The sequence below is a fragment of the Rhizobium laguerreae genome (genome assembly GCF_002008165.1).
Classification (GTDB): domain Bacteria; phylum Pseudomonadota; class Alphaproteobacteria; order Rhizobiales; family Rhizobiaceae; genus Rhizobium; species Rhizobium laguerreae.
This window is the reverse complement of the sequence record NZ_MRDM01000013.1, coordinates 12,936-33,073: the sequence shown is the minus strand read 5'-3', so window position 1 is coordinate 33,073 and position 20,138 is coordinate 12,936. Positions and strand designations below refer to the sequence as shown.

At 58.3% G+C, this 20,138-nt stretch carries 19 protein-coding genes and 1 pseudogene; 10 read left to right on the top strand and 10 right to left on the bottom strand.

Features of this window, described 5'->3' with window-relative positions; genetic code table 11:
- The first annotated feature begins 86 nt into the window (after positions 1-86).
- From BS630_RS15500 to BS630_RS15490, 3 genes are all read left to right on the top strand, one after another.
- On the top strand, positions 87-506 hold the full coding sequence (locus BS630_RS15500) for a hypothetical protein (protein ID WP_077978121.1): 420 nt from the start codon (positions 87-89) through the stop codon (positions 504-506).
- 87 nt (positions 507-593) lie between these two features.
- On the top strand, positions 594-1,688 hold the full coding sequence (locus tag BS630_RS15495; RefSeq protein WP_077978120.1) for a glycosyltransferase family 4 protein: 1,095 nt from the start codon (positions 594-596) through the stop codon (positions 1,686-1,688).
- 9 nt (positions 1,689-1,697) lie between these two features.
- Positions 1,698-3,908, top strand: a complete 2,211-nt coding sequence (locus BS630_RS15490) for an amylo-alpha-1,6-glucosidase (RefSeq protein WP_077978119.1) — start codon at positions 1,698-1,700, stop codon at positions 3,906-3,908.
- Positions 3,909-4,247: 339 nt separating this feature from the next.
- On the opposite strand, the gene BS630_RS15485 is transcribed toward BS630_RS15490, so the two are convergent.
- The 3 genes from BS630_RS15485 to BS630_RS15475 form a co-directional block, all read right to left on the bottom strand.
- The gene (locus BS630_RS15485) at positions 4,248-4,454 is read right to left on the bottom strand and encodes a hypothetical protein (protein ID WP_003555701.1); all 207 of its coding nucleotides are present in this window, start codon (positions 4,452-4,454) and stop codon (positions 4,248-4,250) included.
- Positions 4,455-4,648: 194 nt separating this feature from the next.
- Positions 4,649-5,416, bottom strand: a complete 768-nt coding sequence (locus BS630_RS15480) for a Crp/Fnr family transcriptional regulator (RefSeq protein ID WP_077978118.1) — start codon at positions 5,414-5,416, stop codon at positions 4,649-4,651.
- Positions 5,417-5,529: 113 nt separating this feature from the next.
- Positions 5,530-5,760 carry a DUF6894 family protein gene (locus BS630_RS15475; protein ID WP_012760510.1) on the bottom strand — a complete coding sequence of 77 codons (231 nt, stop codon included), beginning with the start codon at positions 5,758-5,760 and terminating at the stop codon, positions 5,530-5,532.
- 572 nt (positions 5,761-6,332) lie between these two features.
- Between BS630_RS15475 and BS630_RS15470 the strand changes: the two genes are divergently transcribed.
- Positions 6,333-6,581 (top strand): hypothetical protein, encoded by a 249-nt coding sequence (locus BS630_RS15470; RefSeq protein WP_012760511.1) that lies wholly within the window; start codon positions 6,333-6,335, stop codon positions 6,579-6,581.
- A gap of 129 nt (positions 6,582-6,710) precedes the next feature.
- Positions 6,711-7,009: pseudogene (locus tag BS630_RS37995) on the top strand (helix-turn-helix domain-containing protein); the annotation flags it as partial.
- Here the strand turns inward: BS630_RS37995 and BS630_RS38670 are convergent.
- The gene (locus BS630_RS38670) at positions 6,993-7,232 is read right to left on the bottom strand and encodes a DUF6894 family protein (RefSeq protein ID WP_077978117.1); all 240 of its coding nucleotides are present in this window, start codon (positions 7,230-7,232) and stop codon (positions 6,993-6,995) included. The pseudogene BS630_RS37995 and the gene BS630_RS38670 overlap by 17 nt on opposite strands.
- Positions 7,233-7,721: 489 nt before the next feature.
- Here BS630_RS38670 and BS630_RS15455 point away from each other — a divergent pair, with 489 nt between their 5' ends.
- From BS630_RS15455 to sdhD, 5 genes are all read left to right on the top strand, one after another.
- Positions 7,722-8,339 (top strand): NADH-quinone oxidoreductase subunit C, encoded by a 618-nt coding sequence (locus tag BS630_RS15455; RefSeq protein WP_077978116.1) that lies wholly within the window; start codon positions 7,722-7,724, stop codon positions 8,337-8,339.
- 26 nt (positions 8,340-8,365) lie between these two features.
- Positions 8,366-9,556: an NADH-quinone oxidoreductase subunit D gene (locus BS630_RS15450; protein WP_025395793.1), complete on the top strand. Its 1,191-nt coding sequence runs from the start codon at positions 8,366-8,368 to the stop codon at positions 9,554-9,556.
- Between the two features lie 627 nt (positions 9,557-10,183).
- Positions 10,184-10,456, top strand: coding sequence for a DUF6894 family protein (locus BS630_RS15440; RefSeq protein ID WP_077978115.1), 273 nt, complete (start codon positions 10,184-10,186; stop codon positions 10,454-10,456).
- 130 nt (positions 10,457-10,586) lie between these two features.
- Positions 10,587-11,312: a Crp/Fnr family transcriptional regulator gene (locus BS630_RS15435; protein ID WP_003555009.1), complete on the top strand. Its 726-nt coding sequence runs from the start codon at positions 10,587-10,589 to the stop codon at positions 11,310-11,312.
- Positions 11,313-12,040: 728 nt separating this feature from the next.
- Positions 12,041-12,424 (top strand): succinate dehydrogenase, hydrophobic membrane anchor protein, encoded by a 384-nt coding sequence (sdhD, locus tag BS630_RS15430; RefSeq protein WP_077978114.1) that lies wholly within the window; start codon positions 12,041-12,043, stop codon positions 12,422-12,424.
- Positions 12,425-12,815: 391 nt separating this feature from the next.
- Here the strand turns inward: sdhD and BS630_RS15425 are convergent, their stop codons facing one another.
- The 6 genes from BS630_RS15425 to BS630_RS15405 all read right to left on the bottom strand — a co-directional run bounded on the left by BS630_RS15425 (position 12,816) and on the right by BS630_RS15405 (position 19,482).
- Positions 12,816-13,661: a cyanophycinase gene (locus BS630_RS15425; RefSeq protein WP_077978113.1), complete on the bottom strand. Its 846-nt coding sequence runs from the start codon at positions 13,659-13,661 to the stop codon at positions 12,816-12,818.
- Positions 13,654-14,619, bottom strand: coding sequence for an isoaspartyl peptidase/L-asparaginase family protein (locus tag BS630_RS15420; protein ID WP_245310409.1), 966 nt, complete (start codon positions 14,617-14,619; stop codon positions 13,654-13,656). The genes BS630_RS15425 and BS630_RS15420 overlap by 8 nt, the downstream gene beginning before the upstream one ends.
- Positions 14,526-17,309, bottom strand: coding sequence for a cyanophycin synthetase (cphA, locus tag BS630_RS15415; protein WP_077978111.1), 2,784 nt, complete (start codon positions 17,307-17,309; stop codon positions 14,526-14,528). Before cphA ends, BS630_RS15420 begins: the two co-directional genes overlap by 94 nt.
- 352 nt (positions 17,310-17,661) lie before the next feature.
- A complete protein-coding gene (locus BS630_RS37010; RefSeq protein ID WP_158081406.1) occupies positions 17,662-17,991 on the bottom strand; it encodes a hypothetical protein in 330 nt (109 codons plus the stop codon).
- 128 nt (positions 17,992-18,119) lie between these two features.
- Positions 18,120-18,281, bottom strand: coding sequence for a hypothetical protein (locus BS630_RS37005; protein WP_158081405.1), 162 nt, complete (start codon positions 18,279-18,281; stop codon positions 18,120-18,122).
- A gap of 166 nt (positions 18,282-18,447) precedes the next feature.
- Positions 18,448-19,482, bottom strand: a complete 1,035-nt coding sequence (locus BS630_RS15405; RefSeq protein ID WP_025395801.1) for a patatin-like phospholipase family protein — start codon at positions 19,480-19,482, stop codon at positions 18,448-18,450.
- Positions 19,483-20,138 lie beyond the last annotated feature (656 nt).

The window sequence follows — 20,138 nt, the reverse complement described above, 5'->3', positions numbered from 1 at the left end:
GGAAGGCTCGCGCAGTCCGCCAGCGCGGGCCTTCCCTCACATTTCCCTATCACCCGTTCCGTCGAGCAACATCAATGGAGCCAACTATGAGAAAGGACATCGACAACGCCCTTCCGGAGCAACCCACTGCGGCCATCAGTGCCGCCCAATTGCTTCATCCGGCCAGGCATTTCAATCACCCGCGGGACGTGCTTGCCGCCGGGGACATTAGCAAGCAAGAGAAGCGGGCCATTCTTGCTTCGTGGGCCTCCGATATGTTCGCGATCGAATCCATACCCGCCCTCCGACTTTACCCTGGCACGGCTGAAGCGGTCTCCTACGACGAGATCATCCAGGCGCTGAAATATCTGGACCAGGACGATATGCGCACTGGAGAGCAAGGGTCATCAGTTGTCTGTAATGTCCAAAGGATCCATCGCCGCAGACCACAAGCACGCCGGCTCAGTGGCCTGGGCCTGTGTAGCTACTGGAGAGGAGACCGCCGCCGGGAGCCATTGGAAATGTAGAAACCGCTTAATCTGCCGCATGCCTTACCGAGGATGCGGATCTGATTTTTACCGTCGACTCTTTGCTCAATTGAGGAGGTTTTGCCGATGAAGATCGCCCAGATCGCGCCACTTGCTGAAAGTGTCCCGCCCAAGCTGTACGGCGGCACCGAGCGTATTGTTTCATACCTGACGGACGAGCTGGTTCGGCAGGGTCACGACGTCACCCTCTTTGCCACCGGCGATTCCGTCACCAATGCCAGGCTGGTGCCCTGCTCGGACGTCGCTTTGCGGCTCAATCCGGCCGTCAAGGACCACTTGCCGCATCAGGTGGTGATGCTGGAAGAGGTCCGCCGCCGGGCGCACGAATTTGACGTCCTTCACTTTCATATCGATCTCTTGCATTTCCCGCTGATCCGCGATTTTGCCGATCGCACCGTCACGACGCTGCACGGGCGGCTGGACCTGCCGGATCTCCGGCCCTTCTACAAGGCGTTCCCCGATATTCCGCTGGTGTCGATCTCCAATGACCAGCGCCGGCCCATGCCGCCGGTTAACTGGGCCGGGACGGTCTATCACGGGCTTGCTGCGGATGGCCTGCCCTTCACCGCGCAGCCAAAAGGAAACTATTTGGCCTTCCTAGGCCGCATCTCGCCGGAAAAGCGACCGGACCGGGCGATCCAGATCGCGGCGAAAGTCGGAATGCCACTGAAGATGGCTGCGAAGATCGACAATGCGGACAAAGCATACTGGCAAGCGGTGATTGAGCCGATGGTCAAGAGCCATCCGAATGTCGAGTTCATCGGAGAGATCAACGAACATCAGAAGGCGGAATTTCTCGGCAATGCGGGTGCCCTGCTTTTCCCCATCGACTGGCCTGAGCCTTTTGGGCTGGTCATGATCGAGGCCATGGCATGCGGGACCCCCGTTATCGCCTTTAACTGCGGCTCGGTGCCTGAAGTGGTCGACTCCGGGCTCTCCGGCATCATCGTCGATACTGTCACGGAAGCGGTGGAAAACATCGAGTGGGCGCTGCGAATGGATCGCCGCAAAGTGCGCGAGACCTTTGAGAAGCGTTTCTCGGCAAAGCGCATGGCGTCCGACTATCTCGATATCTATCGCAGTCTTCCGGGGGGGCGCACCGAGGCCGCACGCATGCGCCGGCCCAACAGGACGGTTCCTGATCTGCAAGTCGTCGCATAGGGAGAAGCCATGTCGATCGCGCTGACAACCACCAACGGGGTGCCGGCGAAATCAACGCAGTCGTCGCCTGTTGCGCAGTTTTTCATTCCGGCCACCGCTTCGCTGCAGGAGCGGCGGCCGCGCACCTTGAAACACGGCGATACTTTCGCTGTCTTCGACCATAACGGCGACGCGCTTTCGGGACCCGGCAGCCCGGAAGGCCTGTTTCACCGGGACACGCGATATCTCTCGCACCTCTCCCTGACGATCAACGGCAAGCGGCCGATCCTGCTGTCGTCGTCACTCCGTGACGATAACGCGACGCTGACCTGTGACCTCACCAATCCGGACCTCTTCGATGACAATGGCAAGCTTACCCTCGCGCATGACCTTATCCATCTGCGCAGGACCCGCTTCCTTTGGAATAGCCGCTGCTATGAGCGGCTGACAGTCAAGAACTATGACGAGCGGCCCCAGCAAGTCCGTATCGAGATCGTATTTGGGGCGGATTTCGCCGACCTTTTCGAGGTCCGGGGAACCGTCAGGGCAAGGAAGGGGCGCTCTCTCCCAGCCGTGATCGAGACGGGCAGCATACTTATTTCCTACCTGGGACTCGACCTACGAAAACGCACGACGCGTCTGTCTTTCGACCCCGTTCCTGCTAGGTTGGCCAGCGATCTTGCCGTTTATGATCTTCGCCTTGCACCCCACGAAACCCGATCGCTGTTTATCGAGGTCGGCTGCGACCAAGCGGAAGCCTGTGAATCAAACTACCTTTCCTTTTTCCTTGCTCTCCGGGACGCCCGCCGCGCGTTGCGATCGTCGTCCTCGCGTGCGGCGTCGATTGTCACGTCGAACGAGATATTCAACGAGGTGGCACGACGCAGTGTCTCCGACCTGTACATGCTGATGACGGACACGCCGGAAGGCCCTTATCCCTATGCCGGTATCCCGTGGTTCAGCACAGTCTTCGGCCGCGATGCCCTCATCACAGCCCTCCAGACCTTGTGGCTAGACCCGGAGATTGCGCGCGGTGTTCTTTGCCATCTGGCGGCCAATCAGGCGACGGAATTCAATCCGGCCGCGGATGCAGAGCCCGGCAAGATTTTGCACGAGGTGCGCTACGGCGAAATGGCCGAGCTCGGCGAGGTTCCTTTCCGCCGCTATTACGGCAGCATCGATGCGACGCCACTGTTCGTGATGCTGGCAGGGGAATATCTCGAGCGGACCGACGACCTTGCCACCCTCGAAACTATCCTGCCCAATATCGAGGCGGCGCTGACCTGGATCGACGAGCACGGCGATCGCGACGGAGACGGATTCGTCGAGTATGGGAGGCTGACCGAAGAAGGGCTGATCAACCAGGCATGGAAGGACAGCCACGATTCTGTCTTCCATGCCGACGGGACGCTTGCCAAAGGGCCAATCGCGATTGCTGAGGTTCAAGCGTACGTCTATGGCGCTTGGCAGGCGGGAGCCGAGATTTTTAGACGGCTTGGCCGGCCCGAGCGGGCGGCGAAATTCCTTGCAAGAGCAGATGCCTTGCGCCGTCTCTTCGACATCAGTTTTTTCGACGAGGAGATTGGCACCTATGTACTGGCGCTCGACGGTGACAAGCGCCCCTGCCGGGTTCGCTCCTCGAATGCCGGCCATTCATTGTTTACCGGCATTGCCTACCCGGAACGGGCCGAAGTGGTCGCTCGCACGTTGATGGGGGCTTCTTCCTTCTGCGGCTGGGGCGTCCGCACCATCCCCTCGACCGAGGCTCGCTACAATCCGATGAGCTATCACAACGGCTCGATCTGGCCGCATGACAACGCCATGATCGCCAGCGGCCTTGCACGCTACGGCTACCGCGCTGAAGCGGCGCGGATCTTCGAGGGCTTGTTCGCTGCGTCGACCTATATCGACCTGCGCCGACTTCCAGAACTCTTTTGCGGAATGTCGCGCCAGCGGGCTCAGGGGCCGACCTTCTACCCGGTCGCCTGTGCTCCGCAAGCTTGGGCAGCAGCGGCTCCTCTGTCACTGCTGCAATCGTGCTTGGGCCTGGACTTCGACCCGCGTGGTCGGCAGGTCAGTTTTGGCGAGCCTACCCTGCCATCTTTCCTGGAGGATGTCATGCTGCGGAACCTGCGGCTTTCGAATTGCTCGGTTGACGTCGCACTGTGTCGATCGGGGCGGGGTGTAGTCGTCGACGTCATCGATCGCCGGGGCGATATCAAGGTGGTGTCAACCTCATGAGCAGGCCAATGAGGCAATAGGCCAAGACTGGCCTGCGGGCGCATCATGAAGTTCGCTCCTGGATCGCTTGAGTAGAATAGCCGAGTTCTGCCAACGGCGACGGCCCGTGGAGGATTTTTGACCAAACGCATGAGCGGCGTGACCAAGAAGTGAGATAACGCCGGTCTTGAACCGGTTCGAACCGCCGACCTACCTCTCACTTTCGCCAGCTGCGGAAAGGAACGTTTTGCGGGGTAACACCGATTTATGGAACCCAGCGGTCTAACCATCTCGTCCTTCAGGAAGACCAGCCCGAATTGTAAACGGCTCATCGTCTGCGGCCATTCGGCCCCCAAAGCTTCAATTCGTGACTTGGGATAGCCGTTCGAGTTCGGCGTCCATTGGCTTCCGGATTTCTTCAGGAGACTGATCGACAAAAACCAGTCTGGCGCTCTCTCTGAGCAAGAATAATTCCGTCTGATGCTTGTCCTCATCGAACCGCATCTGGACCACAGCGTCCATGTTGATCCAGCGCGTAATCGTGCCGCCGGTCAACTTCACGAACATCCTATCCTCCAAAGGTGGCAACCCCGAACCGCAGCAAAAAATTTAGGGGCGGTTCCAAACAACATGTGTCCTTGGTCGGTGCGCCTCAAAAGGGACTCTTGGCGGCGCCGGTTTGGGGAGTTGGCGCGCGGGGACGACGCGGGTCTATGCTTGCGGTGCGGGACGGCTCGATGTTTGGCGCCTCGGGCGACTGCTCAAAACGTATGATAATGGCGATTTCCGTTTAGGTGGGCGGGCAGGGTCGACGGCTGCGGCGAGTTCTCTATCAGCCGGTCGTATTCCTGCTCCGGCACACCATAGCAGCCGCCGGCGATTTCAATCAGCATGTCGCGGTTCAGGATGCGGACGTTGCCGCGTGTCGATTTGATGGCGTACATGCCTTCGAGAATGTGCAGCTCATCGGTGACGCCCGCCCGCCTGACGCCCAGCATCAAAGCCAGGAATTCGTGCGTCAGCGCCAGATCATTGCCATCGAGGCGGTCGTGGCACATGAGCAGCCAGCGGGCCAGCCGCTGATGCATGTTGAATTTTGCCGCTGCCAGTGCGGTGTGGGCAAGCTGCAGCTCGCAGGTATGCACATAGCGCAGCAGCAACTGCCGCACCTCAACGTGTTCAAGGATCGGAAGAAAATTCTCGGTGGCCACCTGGAGCCCGTGGCCCGGCACCTGCATGAAGGTCTTATTCGGGGTTCGGTCGACGCCGAGGAGGACAGGGTAGCCGGCGATGCCCTCGCGTCCAATGTGGCGGATTTCAACGCTTTTGCCGTCGGCGCTTTCCGCAACCATCGAGGCGAGGCCGCTTTCTAGAAAACAGACATGCTCGATCGGTTTGTGGGGCAGCACGAGCGAATGTTTGGCCGGAAGGTCGATGGGTTCCAGTATCGGCGCCAGAAGGTCGAAGGCATCCTCCGGAAACCGGCGCAGCAATCTGTTCACAATCCTGCTCTGCCTGATGAATGTCATGATTTCACCACATGTTGAGTAGTCAACGAGGAGCTACCGCAATCGTTTCGGGGATCTCACGCTCTGTCCGTTTCTGACAATTGGGAGGGCTTTTCAGCCTGCGCCAGGGCTAATCAACTGAGGACCGAAGAGAAGGGAACGATTGCCACCAACGTGCCGTCTTCCGTCATGATCTCGAATACGTCTCCGTCTGCGGAACGGCCGGCACAGATCCGCTCCGCCACGATTTCGCGGGCGGCGGCAATTGCTTCCTCGCGTGCCTGTTCAGGTGTGGCCAGGTCGATACCCTCCACGTCTTCCTCGAAGACATCGTTCCTGCGGACGTGGAAAAAATACTTCGGCATGGTTCTCTCCATCAAGAGAACCGCCCAACCTCTTGATAGCAAAGTTGTTCCTCAATCAACCTCACTCAAAAGCTAGCCGCAAAATCTCATGAAAAGAGCCCCGCGCAAAAGGCGGGGCTAATTAGGGAAGTTTACAGGAGAGGACCACGCGAAGGAAACGAAGCGTAGCCCGCTCGTCTTACTCTCGGCGGCGGCGCTTGTTCCTTTACCGGTGGAAATTAAATCAGGAGGCCGCGCAGAGCGTTACCGAAGGCGTTGAGTGAGAGGAAACACCAAAACCTTGCCTCTGCGCGGCCAATCCCCTGAGAGGGGTAGATCGCTGAGAGTGCAAAGGGCGTTGTGCAAGGGAACATGGCTTCCCCTCCCGCGATCCCACACCCTAACTGCGTGCGTGCGATAGCGGTTCCTGTGCGGTTCCGCACCAATCGTTAGAGCAGCGTATCGGGCTGACTTGACCGAGGATCGGGGCAACCGTGCGCAATCGCACTGATGGTTGGCCTTGGGAGGTTAATGCACTACGGTTTTCCTTATCGCGATCCGAGCGAGCTGTTGCGAGGCTCAAGGAGGAAGATATGGCGAACTTCAATCTCTCACACAAGATAGATGACGTGGACGTGCTTTCGGATGCCGTTCGGACTTGGTATCGGTATAATCACGCTGCGCCAACGGAACAATCAATGCAGCTGCTTTGCAGCGCGGCGGTCGACCTCTATAATCAAGGACACAGGACGAGCGAGGAACTTGTCACGCTGCTGATCGTGAAGTTTGATAGCCTTCATTCGCTGAAGGTAAACTCGCCGTCGTCCGCGTCTCATCATTGACAGTGATATCGGCCATGACTGCGGAACGCCGGCATCCGTCCACCGCGCCGCTGAATACGACGCGCAGGCCCTTTTTAGCCACAAGCTCTTTCAGCCTAGCGGTCGATCAGTGCCACACGGCCGTTCTGCAGCATGCAGGAACGCCTCGCCCGATGGATTCTGATGTGTCGTTACCGGCTCGATGGCAACGACCTTCCTGACGCATGAGTTCCTGTCGCTGATGCTCGGTTTTCGGCCCTCAGGTGTGACTGACCAGCTCCATATTCTCAAAGGCCGACATGTCGTCCGATCAAGCCGCGGGAGCCTCCGCGTTCGCAGCCGCGAGAAGCTTCTCGTATCGCCGTGGCTGCTACGGTGTTCCGGAGCGGGAATATGAAAAGGCGCTCAAGCTGCCGTTGCGGGTGAAGGAGTTCAAGCAACCGGCTTGATCGCGTCCTTGAATAGCACTGTCAGCAACACGTCTCCCGCCTCGTTGCAAATCTCCAGCCGCCGCGAAGAGATATCTTGGCCGAGGAGAATGGCACCGCTCATCAGCGCCCGTGCGTCCTCGATGGCTTCGGCTTTTGCGTCCTCAAGGCTCGGAAGCTCAGTTCCCTCCAAGTCTTGTCGGAAGCCATCTCCGGCAATGATATTGAAATAATATCTGGGCATCGGGCAACCATTGAGTTCGATGAGAACATTCCACCGTGCGCGCTCGCGGCGTCTTCCGATGCTCCCTTGGAAGCTAAGGGAGGGCGATCTTTCGTCAAGAATGGCCGCTATGCGGGGTTCGGTCGCAGTTATATCGGCCGTGTCCTTGGCTAATTTCGGAAGAATGCGAGGTGTCGCTTGCGGCTCTTGCGTACGACGTCATTTCGATGAAGTGCTTGCTGGTGTCCACCCAACCGATGCTCTTGTGGTTCAGTCGTCAGAGCGCAGCCAACCATAGTTGCCAGCGGTCACAAGGAATGCCGGCCACTTTGTTGTTGGAGCGCATTGCAAAGCCTCATACCCACCCTACCCTCTGCTGGCCGGGCAGCCGAGGATGCGGCGCCCTCTGCGTCAAGGGAGTTGAGACAAACCCGCTGTCACCTCGCCGAAGTGGGAACCCAAGGGGCGCTTGTAGGTTCGAGTGCTTCAAGCGCGCGCATGGAGTGACCTTTGAGCGGACATCTTCCCGAACTCGCATCATATCTTGTCAACAAGCTGCCGCAGGCAATCTCGGACTATCAGTTCAAGTTGGGAGAGCTTACGGTTCACACCGGACGGGAGCATATCATCGAGCTGCTCGGCTTCCTGAGGAACGATGAAAACTGCCGCTTCGTCTGCCTGCTCGATATCTGTGGCGTCGACTGGCCGGGCCGGGCCGAGCGTTTCGATGTTGTCTATCATCTGCTATCTCCGACGCGAAACCTCAGGCTTCGGGTTAAGCTCGAGACCGACGAAGAATCAGCGGTGCCATCGGCCTGCGCGCTCTTTCCGTGCGCGGACTGGTATGAGCGCGAGGCTTGGGATATGTACGGAATCCTCTTCACCGGTCATCCGGACCTGCGCCGAATCCTGACGGATTACGGCTTCGAAGGACACCCGCTGCGCAAGGATTTCCCGCTGACCGGGTTCGTCGAAGTTCGTTACGACGACGCTGCGAAACGCGTGATTTATGAGCCCGTGGAACTCAAGCAGGAATATCGGCACTTCGATTTCCTCTCTCCGTGGGAAGGAACCGATTACGTGCTCCCAGGCGACGAGAAATCAGCTGCCGACCCATCCAAGCAGTAAAGGCGGTGATCCAGGGAGAATACCAAGTGGCAGAGCACGATGTACGAAACTTCCACCTCAATTTCGGCCCACAGCATCCCGCCGCACACGGCGTATTGCGGCTGGTACTGGAACTCAACGGGGAGATCGTAGAGCGCATCGACCCCCATATTGGTCTTCTGCATCGCGGCACCGAGAAGCTCATCGAGAAGAAGACATATCTTCAGGCGCTGCCCTATTTCGACCGGCTCGACTATGTCGCGCCGATGAGCCAGGAGCACGCATATTGCTTAGCGATCGAAAAGATGCTCGGCCTTGAGGTGCCTTATCGCGCGCAGCTGATCCGCGTGCTCTACGCCGAGATTAGCCGTATTCTCTCTCATTTGCTGAATGTCACTACTCAAGCGATGGACGTTGGGGCGTTGACTCCACCCCTTTGGGGTTTCGAAGAGCGTGAAAAGTTGATGGTCTTTTATGAGCGCGCCTCCGGCTCTCGCATGCATGCCGCCTATTTCAGGCCGGGCGGGGTTCATCAGGATCTCCCGCCGAAGTTGGTTGAAGACATCGGCGAATGGTGCCGAAACTTTCCGGGGGCAATCGAGGATATCGGCGGGCTTCTCACCGACAACCGCATCTTCAAACAGCGCAATGTTGATGTCGGCGTCATTTCGCTTGAAGATGCCTGGGCTTGGGGCTTCTCCGGTGTGCTGGTCCGCGGTTCGGGGGCCGCGTGGGATCTTCGACGAGCCAATCCATACGAGTGTTATTCAGACCTCGAATTCGATATTCCTATCGGCAAGAACGGCGACTGCTACGACCGTTATCTCATCCGTATGCAGGAAATGCGGGAGTCGGTGCGGATCATGAGTCAGTGCGTCGATCTACTGCTCGGAAGCGCGTCCACCGGCCCAGTGAACTCGAATGACGGCAAGGTCGTGCCTCCGAAGCGCGGCGAGATGAAACGGTCGATGGAAGCGCTCATCCACCACTTCAAGCTCTACACCGAAGGTTTCCGAGTGCCTAAGGGCGAGGCCTATGCGGCCGTGGAGGCGCCAAAAGGTGAATTCGGGGTCTACCTTGTCGCCGATGGTACGAATGCACCCTACCGCTGCAAGATCAGGGCACCGGGTTTTACTCATCTGCAGGCAATGGATTTCATGTGCCGCGGCCATCAGCTTGCCGACGTCTCGGCCGTTCTCGGCTCCCTCGACATCGTCTTCGGCGAAGTCGATCGCTGATCAAGGCGGCAGGGCCGGCAGCCTCGGCACGCGTCTGAGTACCCACCTGCGAACCAAGCTCTTCGCTAATGCGGGCCGCAGTCTGGAAAGATCGGCATGCTTGATCCCTGCAATTCTTTGTCCGTTGCTGACAATCCCAACGACCAGGCGCCTGCGCAGGACGCTAGTTCAACTGCACCACCGACCGGAATGGAAACCTTGGCAACCAAGGTGCCGTCTTCCGTCATGAATTCGAACACGTCTTCGCTCTGCGGGACGGCCTAGGGATCCTTTCCGCCAAGATTTCGCGGGCGGCGGCAGTTGCTTCCTGGACTGCCTGCTCAGGTTAGGCAAGGTCGATACCTTCCGGATCTTCCTCGAAGACATTGTTCCTTCGGACGTGGAAAAAATATTGGGCATGAGTTGCTCCATCAAAGACAGATCGCCGAGCCCGAGACACAAGTTGTTCCTCCCAAAGCGACCCTCTTCCCAACAGCCGTGTAATTCGCGAGCGCACCGCCAACGGTGGGATCATGCCTACATTAGAATGTGATTACCTGATATATGGGTGTCATCATCCCTCATTGATCCAGGCGCGGGTGGCTGAGAGACCGCTATTTCGCTCTTGCCTGTATAGGAGCAACAGCTATGGCGCGGTACTTCTTCAACGTTCATGACGGTATCTCGCTTATTGACACGGTAGGTTCAGAGCACCCGGATGTCCAAAGCGCCCGCCATGAAGCCGTGGAGACCATCGCCGAGCGCCTGAAGGGCGCTCTTTTGAAGGACGCTGACATCTCGGCATGGCTGATGAACGTCACCGACGAGCGCGGCTTCACAGTCATTGTTCTGTCATTCACGGCCACCGTTAAAATCGTGGATCAGCTTGGTCTCACCGTCGCAAGCGCCGGCGCATCCTAGGAATGTCAAAACCGCACAGAAGACGGGCGCCTCTTGGCCTGTGAAGATGGTCTGGCACATAAGCTAAAACATTGCTGACGCTTCGCCCTGCTCGTCATGAGATCGGGCTCAATCCGCCGGAGGCTGGGCCATGTCCGACTTTTCGCAGTCAAACGTTCAAAACCTCCTTCTGAGAGCGCTTGCGCCCGAAGCATTCGATCTGCTGCGGGGGACGATGCAATCGGTCGAGCTTCCGGTAAAGTTCGAGCTGATCGCGCCGGATGTGCCAAGTGAGACTGCCTACTTCCTGGAGAGCGGACTGGGGTCCGTGGTTGCCGCCAACGCCGACGACGAGGCGGTGGAGGTCGGGCACATCGGATATGAAGGCATGGCCGGAGCCCATGTGTTCCTCAAGGTCGATCAAACCCCGAACAGGACCTTCATGCAGGTCGAGGGGCACGGAATTTCGGTGCGGGTATCCGCACTTCTTTCGATGGCGCAACAGGTTCCTTCGGCCAACGACCTGCTTCTCAGATATGTGCATTGTTGCGAGTTGCAACTTGCCCATTCCGCACTTGCCAATGCCCGCTACAATTTGACCGAGCGGCTGGCCCGATGGCTGTTAATGTGCCACGACCGGTTGCGGGACGATGATCTGCCTCTTACCCACGAGTTCCTCTCGCTCATGCTCGGCGTCCGACGTGCGGGGGTCACCAACGAAATCCACATCCTCGAGGGCGTGCACGCCATCAAGGCGACGCGGGGGAATATCCGGATCCTGGACAGACCCAAGCTGGAGCACATGGCCGGCGGCTCCTACGGCATGCCAGAGCGCGAGTATAAACAGCTCACCGGATTCCCGATCAGACGCTCCTGAGGATTTCCACAAACGATCAGCCGCCGGTTTGAGTGTCTAGGTGGGTTTGCCCGGAATTATTCAGACCATTCTTTGCGGTACTCCACGCTTCCCCATCTCTTGCCCGTGGCGGATACATATATTCACCAGCGGCCGATGTGACGCCGACTCGAACCGTAGGCTTGCGATAGGATTGGGAGTGCTGCTCCAAAAGCCTCACCCGATAATGACGACGCGACGAGGCAATAGGGAGGCAGCCACGATGGTAAAGCAGGGATTCAGCTATTCAGGCTGATGGCAGCGATCCCGTCGGCGGCCAGGGTCGCAGGGTTCCTCCTTGGATGGAGAAGGCGAATTCAATCCCATCCCAATGAAGGCAGCGCTTGGACAGAAACCAATGCTGGGTCCGGCAAAGCCAATAACGGTGCGCAGACGGAGCAGCTCTGATAGATGACAGGCGCCCGCGGGTTCGCCGGCCTCTGTCCCTACGGGTGATGAGCACCACTCGAGCAGCCTGAAAGCAGAAACTGCTACTAAGCATTGCCCGTAACCCGCGATCGAAAACGGAAACGGCATGAATGTGCCCCTCCGCCATACCGCGTACTTCGTCCATGGGCCTCCCCCGAATATCTACAATGTCAAATCGGACATGCGGCTTTGTCGCTTTTCGTACGAAGCCGTCAGTAACGTTGACCGGCTGCACGGAAGAATGGCTTCATTATGCGGCGGAGCCTACGTTTGGAGTAGTCATGACAACACCACTGGGACGAGTTCGTGGCCTGGGATCGGCGAACGGTGGAACGAAGGCCTATGTTTTGAAGCAGGCTTCCGGCATCGCAATCGGTGTGCTGACGCCTTACATCGTGGGCCTTGGGATATACTTGTTCGGTCGCGACCGCGATTTTCTCGTCCTTTCCGTTGGAAGTTTTTGGGTAGGCCCGCCCCTGCTTGCCTTCGTTATCCTGAGCGCCATTCACATGGACATCGGGATGAGGACCATCATCGAGGACTACGTTCACGGTCACATGAGAAAGCTGGCCCTGCTGTTTTTGAATTCGGCGTTCACTTGGTCAGTCTGCCTACTCTGCGTATTTGCCATCGTGCTGATGATGTTCGAAACCGCCAGCAAATGACAACGTCATCCAACCTCTCGAGCATATAGAACAGAAGAGGCCCTTTCGTGCCCTCTACCGCTGCTTGGAACATCGAGATCGAATTCGACAGCCGATTAGGTAATCGATCAGGTTGAACGGAGCGCGCTAGCACTGGCAGTTTGCCTGCCTTCGGGGATTCGAACCGCTTCCGACGTGCGGAGGCCGAGCCGTTGTTCGTCGTGCTGGTTGCGAGGATAACCGCCATAGATGGCCCCTCCCTCCCTCGAGCCTTGGATACCTTGATCAAAGAAGCATCAAAACGTCGCTCGGGAGGGGCGCTGGGTCGGCAAAGGGAGTTGCGAACGACGGTCGGGCCGGATCCAACGTTTTAATTCGCCGTCGGAGAGATTGGGCACGCCGCCCCACAGCATTAAGACGTTTTTTCCAGAGAGACCGCGACGTTCTCGCGGTCCGGCCGACGGGTCTCGAGGTTGAAGCCGTCACCGGAGCTTAGCACATGGAGTTTCAGATCATAGATCGACAGTGCCTCGTCCGGGGAAGCTTCTGCGATGTTGGTATGAGTGATGTCTCCAGCATCGACGAGGTAAACCGCACCAGTGCCAATGACCTCGAAACGGTGACCGCGCACGACGATCGCCGTGTCCTCATCGATGCCGATACCCAAGACCCTTGGATTCTGCGATACGGCGCCGATCAACCTGCCGATCCTCCCCCTCTCGGCAAAATGCTGGTCAATGATGACGTTCGGGAGCAGACCCAGCCCGGGAGCCATGCTGAGATCACCAATCCGAAACGAGCTAGCGTTTGAGCCGCGCACAAGCATCATATCGCTCATCGCCGAAGCGCCGGCGGACGTGCCGGCGATGACGCCGCCATTTGCAAAGATCTCGTGGACGTGCTCGTAAATCGGCATGTCGCCGATGAGGCTGGTGATGCGGAGCTGATCACCACCAGAAAAGAAGACGGCGCCAACGTCGCGAAGTCCTGCAAGCTTGTCTTCGCTCGTCGCCTGGTCCCGCTCCTCGATATAGAGCTCGGTCACATGGGGTATGCCCAAATCGCCGAACGACCGCTGGTATTTTTCCAGGTATCCTTCCGGCTCGTGCGACGCGACGGTCGCTAACACCAGCTTTCCGTCTCTGACATGCTTTGCAACCTCCTTGAGAATGACGCGTTCGCCGTCATGATCCTCGTGGCCGCCGATGATGATGAGCGTGCCATCTTGACCGCTCCCGGTCTTTGTCTTCTTAAGCATTTTGCTCTTCCGATTTGCTCAAATAAACCCTTGGAGACGGATCATCGCTACTCGCATAGGCGACGACAAAATGTTCGCTGTTGTGAGCCCAGCCGAACTTGCCGTCAGGCGTCACAGCAATTCCACCGGCCTCTCCTCCGATACGCTCGATATGAGCGAGCGACGCCTCTACCGCCTCTCGCGGCGAGAGGTCGTCAAGGGCGTACATGACCCGGGCGGCGAGCATCATCCTGGCGATATCCTCACCATCACCCGAAAATACTGCCCCGCCGATATTGTTGTCGCAGTAGAAACCGCAACCTGGCTGCGGGGAATCGCCGACGCGACCGGCCGGAGTTCCCTCCAATCCACCCGTCGACACGGCAGTCGCCAAAAGTCCCCTTTCATCGAGTGCAACGCAGCCGACGGTGTCGTGACGTTTTTCGGCATCCGATTGCCTGGCTTGGTCCATAGCGATGAGTGCATCCGGGTCACAGAGCCTGAGACCGGCTTGTGCGGCGAACGCTCTTGCTCCGTCGCCTGCGATCAGCACGGGCTTGTCGAACAACATGGCTTTTGCTGCCGCAACCGGATTATGGACGCCTTTCGCCGCCGCGATCGCACCAACGTTGAAGCGTTCCCCCTCCATCATCGCCGCGCAGCATTCGACTTCGCCATCTTCGTTTTGAACACTGCCGTAACCCGCATTGAAGGTCGGATTGTCTTCAAGAACGAGCACTGCCGCCTCGGCGGCGTCAATGCTCGTGCCCCCATTTCTAAGGATCGCAGCACCCGCCTCCAAAGCTCTCCTGCAGCCGGAGCGGTTGGCCGCCGCGTCCTTATCTTCGATTGTTTTGGCACCACCATGGAGAATGATTGACCACATCAGAAAACTCGTATTTCTGATTGCAGTGGAATAGCGCCCTTGTATGGGAGAGGATCGAGTTCGTTGGCCGGCGGGGCAGAGACTCGTGCCCAAACACGGGCGATGTCGTCAGCGGTGACGACTATTAGATCGTCATTTAGGGCTGAGCCTAGCGCTCGCTCGACTGCCTCGTGTTCGCGGAGCACGACCTCGATTTTGGACGCGTCGAAGCCGGCTTTGAGCGCGCCTTGACGAAGAATGGCAGCAACCTCGCCAGCCGATCTTCTCCGCAAATCGTAGTCTTCCTTCAGGATCAAACGGTCAAAAAGGCTAGCCGCGATCTCGCCCATTTCAAAAATATCCTGGTCGCGTCTGTCACCGCCGATGCCGACGACGCCAATGCAGCTGCTATTCCCGGTCCTAAGCTTTCTAACCAGACCCCCGAGGGCGCGAAGGCCTCCCGGATTATGGGCATAGTCCACGATTATCCGGACTCCCTCACGCTCTACCATGTTAAGGCGTCCAGCCGACTGCTCGTAGGATGTTCCAAATGAACGCAACGCCTCACGGATGACGGGCAAAGGAACATTTTTGCATACGGCCATCGCTGATGCTGCCAGCGCATTCTCGACATTAAAGGCAGCCATTCCGTTCATGGTGGCAGGGATCTCGTCGGCGCGGCAGATCAGCATTTTCTTCGCCTGGTCGTAGAGAATCATGTCAAACGGGCCGGAAGCCAGATCGCATCCCAGGGCTCGGCCGCCGTGGAGTACGTGGTCCTTCAAAAAGTCCGGCCACTGCGTGGGTGCTTTCGTGGAAAAGTAGCAGATATGGCAACCGGCTTCCTCGCGCATGGCGGCGACCAGTGAGTCATCGGCGTTGAGGATGCTCCAGCCATTTTCATGAACGGCTTCGACCACCACCGACTTTACAGCGGCGAGGTCTTCCACCGTATGGACACCACGAAGGCCGAGGTGATCAGCCGTCACATTCGTCACGCAGCCAATGTCACAGGCGTCGAATGCCAGTCCCTCGCGAAGCAGTCCACCGCGCGCCGTTTCGAGAACAGCGACGTCTATGGTCGGTTCGCCCAGCACGACACGCGCGCTCCTTGGACCGGTGCAGTCGCCCTCCATGATACGTCGGCCGTCGATGTAGACGCCGTTGCTAGACGTCATTCCGACTATCTGACCATTGGCGGCGAGGATATGAGCCAGCATCCGGGTCGTCGTCGTCTTGCCGTTCGTGCCTGTCACGGCCAATACGGGCACTCGGCACGGCGCGCCCGGCGGATAAAGGAGATCCAAAACCGGAGCTGCAACGTTACGCCGCTTACCTTGGGAGGGGTAAAGATGCATGCGAAAACCCGGTCCCGCGTTGACCTCGATGATGCCCCCGCCTGTCTCAAGAACAGACTTCCTGATATCCGGCGCGACGAAGTCTATGCCGGCTATGTCAAGGCCAAGAATACGTGCTGCGCGACAGGCAATCAGCGCATTGTCTGGATGAATGTCTTCGGTGCAGTCTATGGCAGTGCCACCGGTTGACAGGTTCGCTGTTGGCAGGAGCATGACCGGTTTTCCCCATTCGGGAACGCTAGCCAGCGTATATCCGGAACGGGCGATGTAGTGGATAAGGCATTCGTCTATCGAGATCCGGGTAAGTGCCGACTCATGCCCATTGCCACGTCGGGGATCTTCGTTCTTGCGGTCGATCAACTGCGCGATCGTCGCCCTGCCGTCCCCGACGACCTGCGCTGGGACACGCTTTGCAGCGGCGACCAACTTGCCGCCGATAACAAGGATGCGGTGATCCCCGCCGACAAACTGCTGTTCCACAAGGACCAGGCTGCTATGCGCTCGCGCCTGCTCGAAACCCCACTCCACCTCGCTCTGGGTCGAAAGACCGATATTGACGCCTCTACCATGGTTGCCGTCCACGGGCTTGATGACGACCGGAAGGCCTACCGTCCGTGCTGCCTCGACAGCTTCTTCCGCGCTACTGACAACGGTGCCCAGCGGCGCCGGTAGGCCAGCCTCGATCAGCAGGCGATTGGTGAGTTCCTTGTCGCTGGCTATTTCCGCTGCGATCTCGGAGGTAAGGGAGCTGCAGCTTGCTCTGATGCGCTTGATGTGTTTGCCATAGCCGAGCTGGACAAGGCTGCTGTTGTCCAGTCTTCGCCAGGGGATGGAGCGCGCTTCAGCTTCACGAACGATCGATGCGGTCGTGGGGCCGAAGGCCATTTCAGAATGCATCGCGCGCAGAACGCGCAGGGCTTCAGGCATGGCAAACAGCGCAAGAGGGGACGGTGCGATCATGTCGGCGCCAGCAAGCCCCTGCAATTCGATGGGCAATAGCAAGTTGACGAGCTCTAACGCGAAGCGTCCGGCCAACAGGCCGACATCCTCATTTTCATATTCGAACATGACGTTGTAGACGCCGGGCATGTTGGTCACCGAACGGGTCTTGCCGCGGGCAACATCGGCGCCCGCCATGTTCTGCAGTTCGATGGCGACGTGCTCGGCGACATGTCCGAGCCACGTGCCCTCTTCCATTCGCAGAACCAGCCCTCCAGGTTCACCATAGCTGCAACCATGCTCGCGCAATCCGGGGACATGTTTCAGAAGGGCATCAACGAAGCCAGGCAGGAGATTTGTCGGATATTGTTCCACCCTTCCAAGGTCCAACTGGATGCGGACCATTTTGGTTCGACTGTAAAGATGCGGGCCACGGTAGACGCCAACCTCTTGCACGCGAAGTGTCTGCGCCGGTTGCAGACCGGGCTCGATTTCCGGATTGTTCATGGGGTTTCCTCGGCTTTTGTACTCTCACCTACTACAGCTGCCTTCGCCTGTTAGCCGCGGCTGCCCTGTGAAACCGTGCAGGGGGCAGCTAGTTCCAGTACGATTGCGGACGCTGCAAGTGAGAAGCTAGCTTGCACGTGATGTAGAAAGACTTTCGACTTCAGGCGATTTCGACGCGGCGGTATCGCTCCCTCGAATATGCGAGATAACAGGCAGTTATGTCTGGCCAACCACAGTTGGAACTCGCTAGCTTGCATCTGCCTTCCTGGAACATCCGGGGGCAGGCCTAGTTTGAAAGCCCATGACTGATGCCCGGACAGCCTTTCAAGATACGCTCGCGCAGATCACGGCCTTAACCTACCCGTGTGACAATGGGTTCTCGTTCCGGTTCTCCGTCGAGTATCTGAAAAGAGGTCGGATCTGCTATCAGTTTCGGGGCCGGAGCTGCAGCGGGCTCGCCGATCTCGCCGGTTACCGTATCAACATGATTGGCGGCGGCATGATCAGCGCCCTTCCAGGGAATGCAGTAGTAGCGGCAATCGACGCCTTCGAAGACAACGCCGTTATAGCTTTTTATGTGGGTGGAAAGTTCCAGACCGGCGCAATCACAACCGAGCTCTTGGCAATGTTTGCGACCATGCCGGAGGTCCTCCTCGTCGAGCTCGAAACCATTCAGGCCCATGACAGGCCCTCACATGCGTCCTTAACTCGTCTTGCCTTGGTCGGATTCGAGCAGGGCACGGCTGGATCGTCACCACGGGACAAGTCATATCCTTTGTGCGTGGATGATCTCCTTCATCCCTACTGGTGTCATGACAGATACATGTTGCTGTAGCTGCTGCTTTGCGGCTTGTTATAGATCGGTGGATTGGTTCCCTCAATCCCACTCGTCGGCCGGGCAGAAAACCGCAGCTTGTTTGGTGACGAGCCATGCTCAACTTCCAAGAAACGCCGCGCGAGCGTCCAGGTCATCAACACCTCCGACACAAAGGTAGCGCTGGATACGCCCGTTGCACCCGAGCTTTTGCCCTCCCCGTTGTTCAGGATGATGAAGCAGTGCGACGGCCATTAGGGAAAGCAAATGATTTGGAGCGCCGCCAGCTGACGTTGAGCCAGCCCTCACCTACCGACCTTTGAGTCACAAATCCCAATACTGCAACAAACCTTCTGGGGTTTGCCGCCATATATCAAGACGTTGGCGCCGTACCGGAGGGTTTTCAATAGCGTCGAGGAGGCGGAGCGCAGCCTGGCGTCCCGCTTCCCACCTCATGTCGTGAGACCGGCGGGAAAAGTCGAAGGTTTTCAGTCCGACTTCTTCCGATTGAATACCATACGCGACGTGTATGACCGTGATTGAAGGCCCGTCGCGCGCGCCGCCAAGCAATGTTTTCAGCTCCCTCAACGCACGCCTGCTCTGGCTTCCGAACAGCACGTCGGTCGCCCGGCGTACCGTCTCGTCCAGTGAAGTCGGAACCTGCCCCCGCTGTGGAAAAAGATCGAGGCAGATGCACAGAACTTCCTCTTGCGGTTCTTTCGAGAACAGGGGCAGCAAAGGGAGGTTCGCAACGATCCCCGGATCGAAGAATGTCCGGTCGCCAATAGTGACCGGGCGAAACGCCACCGGAAAGGCCGTGCTGGCCATGATGTGATCCAGGGTAGTCGAGCCTCTTCGGCTGTCAAAGGCCACTTCTTCACCGGTCTCGATATCCACGGCCGTGACAATGAGAGGAATCATGCCTCCACCAAGCAAATCGAAGTCGATCAGCCGCGTCAGCGTCTCACGTTGCGGATCGCTCTTGAGCACGCTTTCGTCCGAGAAACTGAAAGGAAGCACGGACCAGATTCCGGGTACCGATGGCCGGAACAAGCCCGGTCTTCCTGCGAAAAAGGCTGTGAGCGCAGATAGCTTTTTTGCGGCTCGTCCCGCGGTTTGAGTAAACGGGAGGAAGACCATGTCCTCTTCCGCTGCCAGCTCCCAAAAACTTCGCAAGCGAGCCAGCCGCTGTTCCGGCCTATTGCCTGCGATGAGGCCTCCGGTCACCGCCCCTATCGAGGCGCCAGCGATGCGGTCGGGCTCGAGCTGGTTTTCGTGAAGAACCTGGTAGGCGCCGGCGTGAAATGCACCGAGGGCGTTACCGCCCGAAAGACAAAGCCAGATCTCTGGTGTTCGCATCCGCTTCCCTAGCCCGCAGCGGCCAGATCATGGCCGGTGATGCGAAATGGCGGCGCGACGATAAAGTGGCATCGCCGAGGCCGCCATTCCTTATGACTAAGACGTCACGTCTTTTCACTGAGAACAAGCTTGGCCCTGCGGGGTCGCATCACTCAGACCACCCTGGGTCTGCACAGAACCCGAAGCGGTGGAGTTCGCAGGATCACTGCCGCCACTGCAACCGCCAGGCACAGTCGAGCCGTTTGTCGTGCTGCCCGTGGAATTCGGGTCCATCGCCGTCGGTTGCATGGTTTGGGTTCCCCCACCGTTCACGGTACCCGTCACACCGGTACCGGTCGCGGTTCCGCTTGGGGAATTCGAGGCCTGAGCAAAGGCACTCGTGGCCATTCCGGCTGCAAGTAATGAGACGCAGATGAGTTTCATTTTCATGATTTGATTTTCCTTCCGGGTTCGAGTTGCAGTTCTCCAACCTCCAGATCGCTCGCCGGTTCCCAGATGATTGTCTGCGGCTATCCCACCCGACCTCCTAGGGGTCGAAGCCAACGACTTACGGCACCGGTCATTGACGCGGCGAAGCTCCTTTTGGGCCCCTGATGCCTTCAACCCGAAGCCGAGTTGCGCAGACCCGCGGTCATTTCAGGCACAAAGCCGATAAG

What these genes read in the sequence shown, in the direction of transcription:
- BS630_RS15425 (WP_077978113.1), bottom strand. Translation starts at nt 13,661, where the DNA reads ATGCTTAAGAAGACAAAGACCGGGAGCGGTCAAGATGGCACGCTCATC.
- BS630_RS15480 (WP_077978118.1), bottom strand. Translation starts at nt 5,416, where the DNA reads ATGACATTCATCAGGCAGAGCAGGATTGTGAACAGATTGCTGCGCCGG.
- BS630_RS15475 (WP_012760510.1), bottom strand. Translation starts at nt 5,760, where the DNA reads ATGCCGAAGTATTTTTTCCACGTCCGCAGGAACGATGTCTTCGAGGAA.
- BS630_RS15435 (WP_003555009.1), top strand. Translation starts at nt 10,587, where the DNA reads ATGTCCGACTTTTCGCAGTCAAACGTTCAAAACCTCCTTCTGAGAGCG.
- BS630_RS38670 (WP_077978117.1), bottom strand. Translation starts at nt 7,232, where the DNA reads ATGCCCAGATATTATTTCAATATCATTGCCGGAGATGGCTTCCGACAA.
- BS630_RS15470 (WP_012760511.1), top strand. Translation starts at nt 6,333, where the DNA reads ATGGCGAACTTCAATCTCTCACACAAGATAGATGACGTGGACGTGCTT.
- sdhD (WP_077978114.1), top strand. Translation starts at nt 12,041, where the DNA reads ATGACAACACCACTGGGACGAGTTCGTGGCCTGGGATCGGCGAACGGT.
- BS630_RS15495 (WP_077978120.1), top strand. Translation starts at nt 594, where the DNA reads ATGAAGATCGCCCAGATCGCGCCACTTGCTGAAAGTGTCCCGCCCAAG.
- BS630_RS37005 (WP_158081405.1), bottom strand. Translation starts at nt 18,281, where the DNA reads ATGACCTGGACGCTCGCGCGGCGTTTCTTGGAAGTTGAGCATGGCTCG.
- cphA (WP_077978111.1), bottom strand. Translation starts at nt 17,309, where the DNA reads ATGAACAATCCGGAAATCGAGCCCGGTCTGCAACCGGCGCAGACACTT.
- BS630_RS15500 (WP_077978121.1), top strand. Translation starts at nt 87, where the DNA reads ATGAGAAAGGACATCGACAACGCCCTTCCGGAGCAACCCACTGCGGCC.
- BS630_RS15405 (WP_025395801.1), bottom strand. Translation starts at nt 19,482, where the DNA reads ATGCGAACACCAGAGATCTGGCTTTGTCTTTCGGGCGGTAACGCCCTC.
- BS630_RS37010 (WP_158081406.1), bottom strand. Translation starts at nt 17,991, where the DNA reads ATGGGCCTGAATGGTTTCGAGCTCGACGAGGAGGACCTCCGGCATGGT.
- BS630_RS15440 (WP_077978115.1), top strand. Translation starts at nt 10,184, where the DNA reads ATGGCGCGGTACTTCTTCAACGTTCATGACGGTATCTCGCTTATTGAC.
- BS630_RS15485 (WP_003555701.1), bottom strand. Translation starts at nt 4,454, where the DNA reads ATGTTCGTGAAGTTGACCGGCGGCACGATTACGCGCTGGATCAACATG.
- BS630_RS15490 (WP_077978119.1), top strand. Translation starts at nt 1,698, where the DNA reads ATGTCGATCGCGCTGACAACCACCAACGGGGTGCCGGCGAAATCAACG.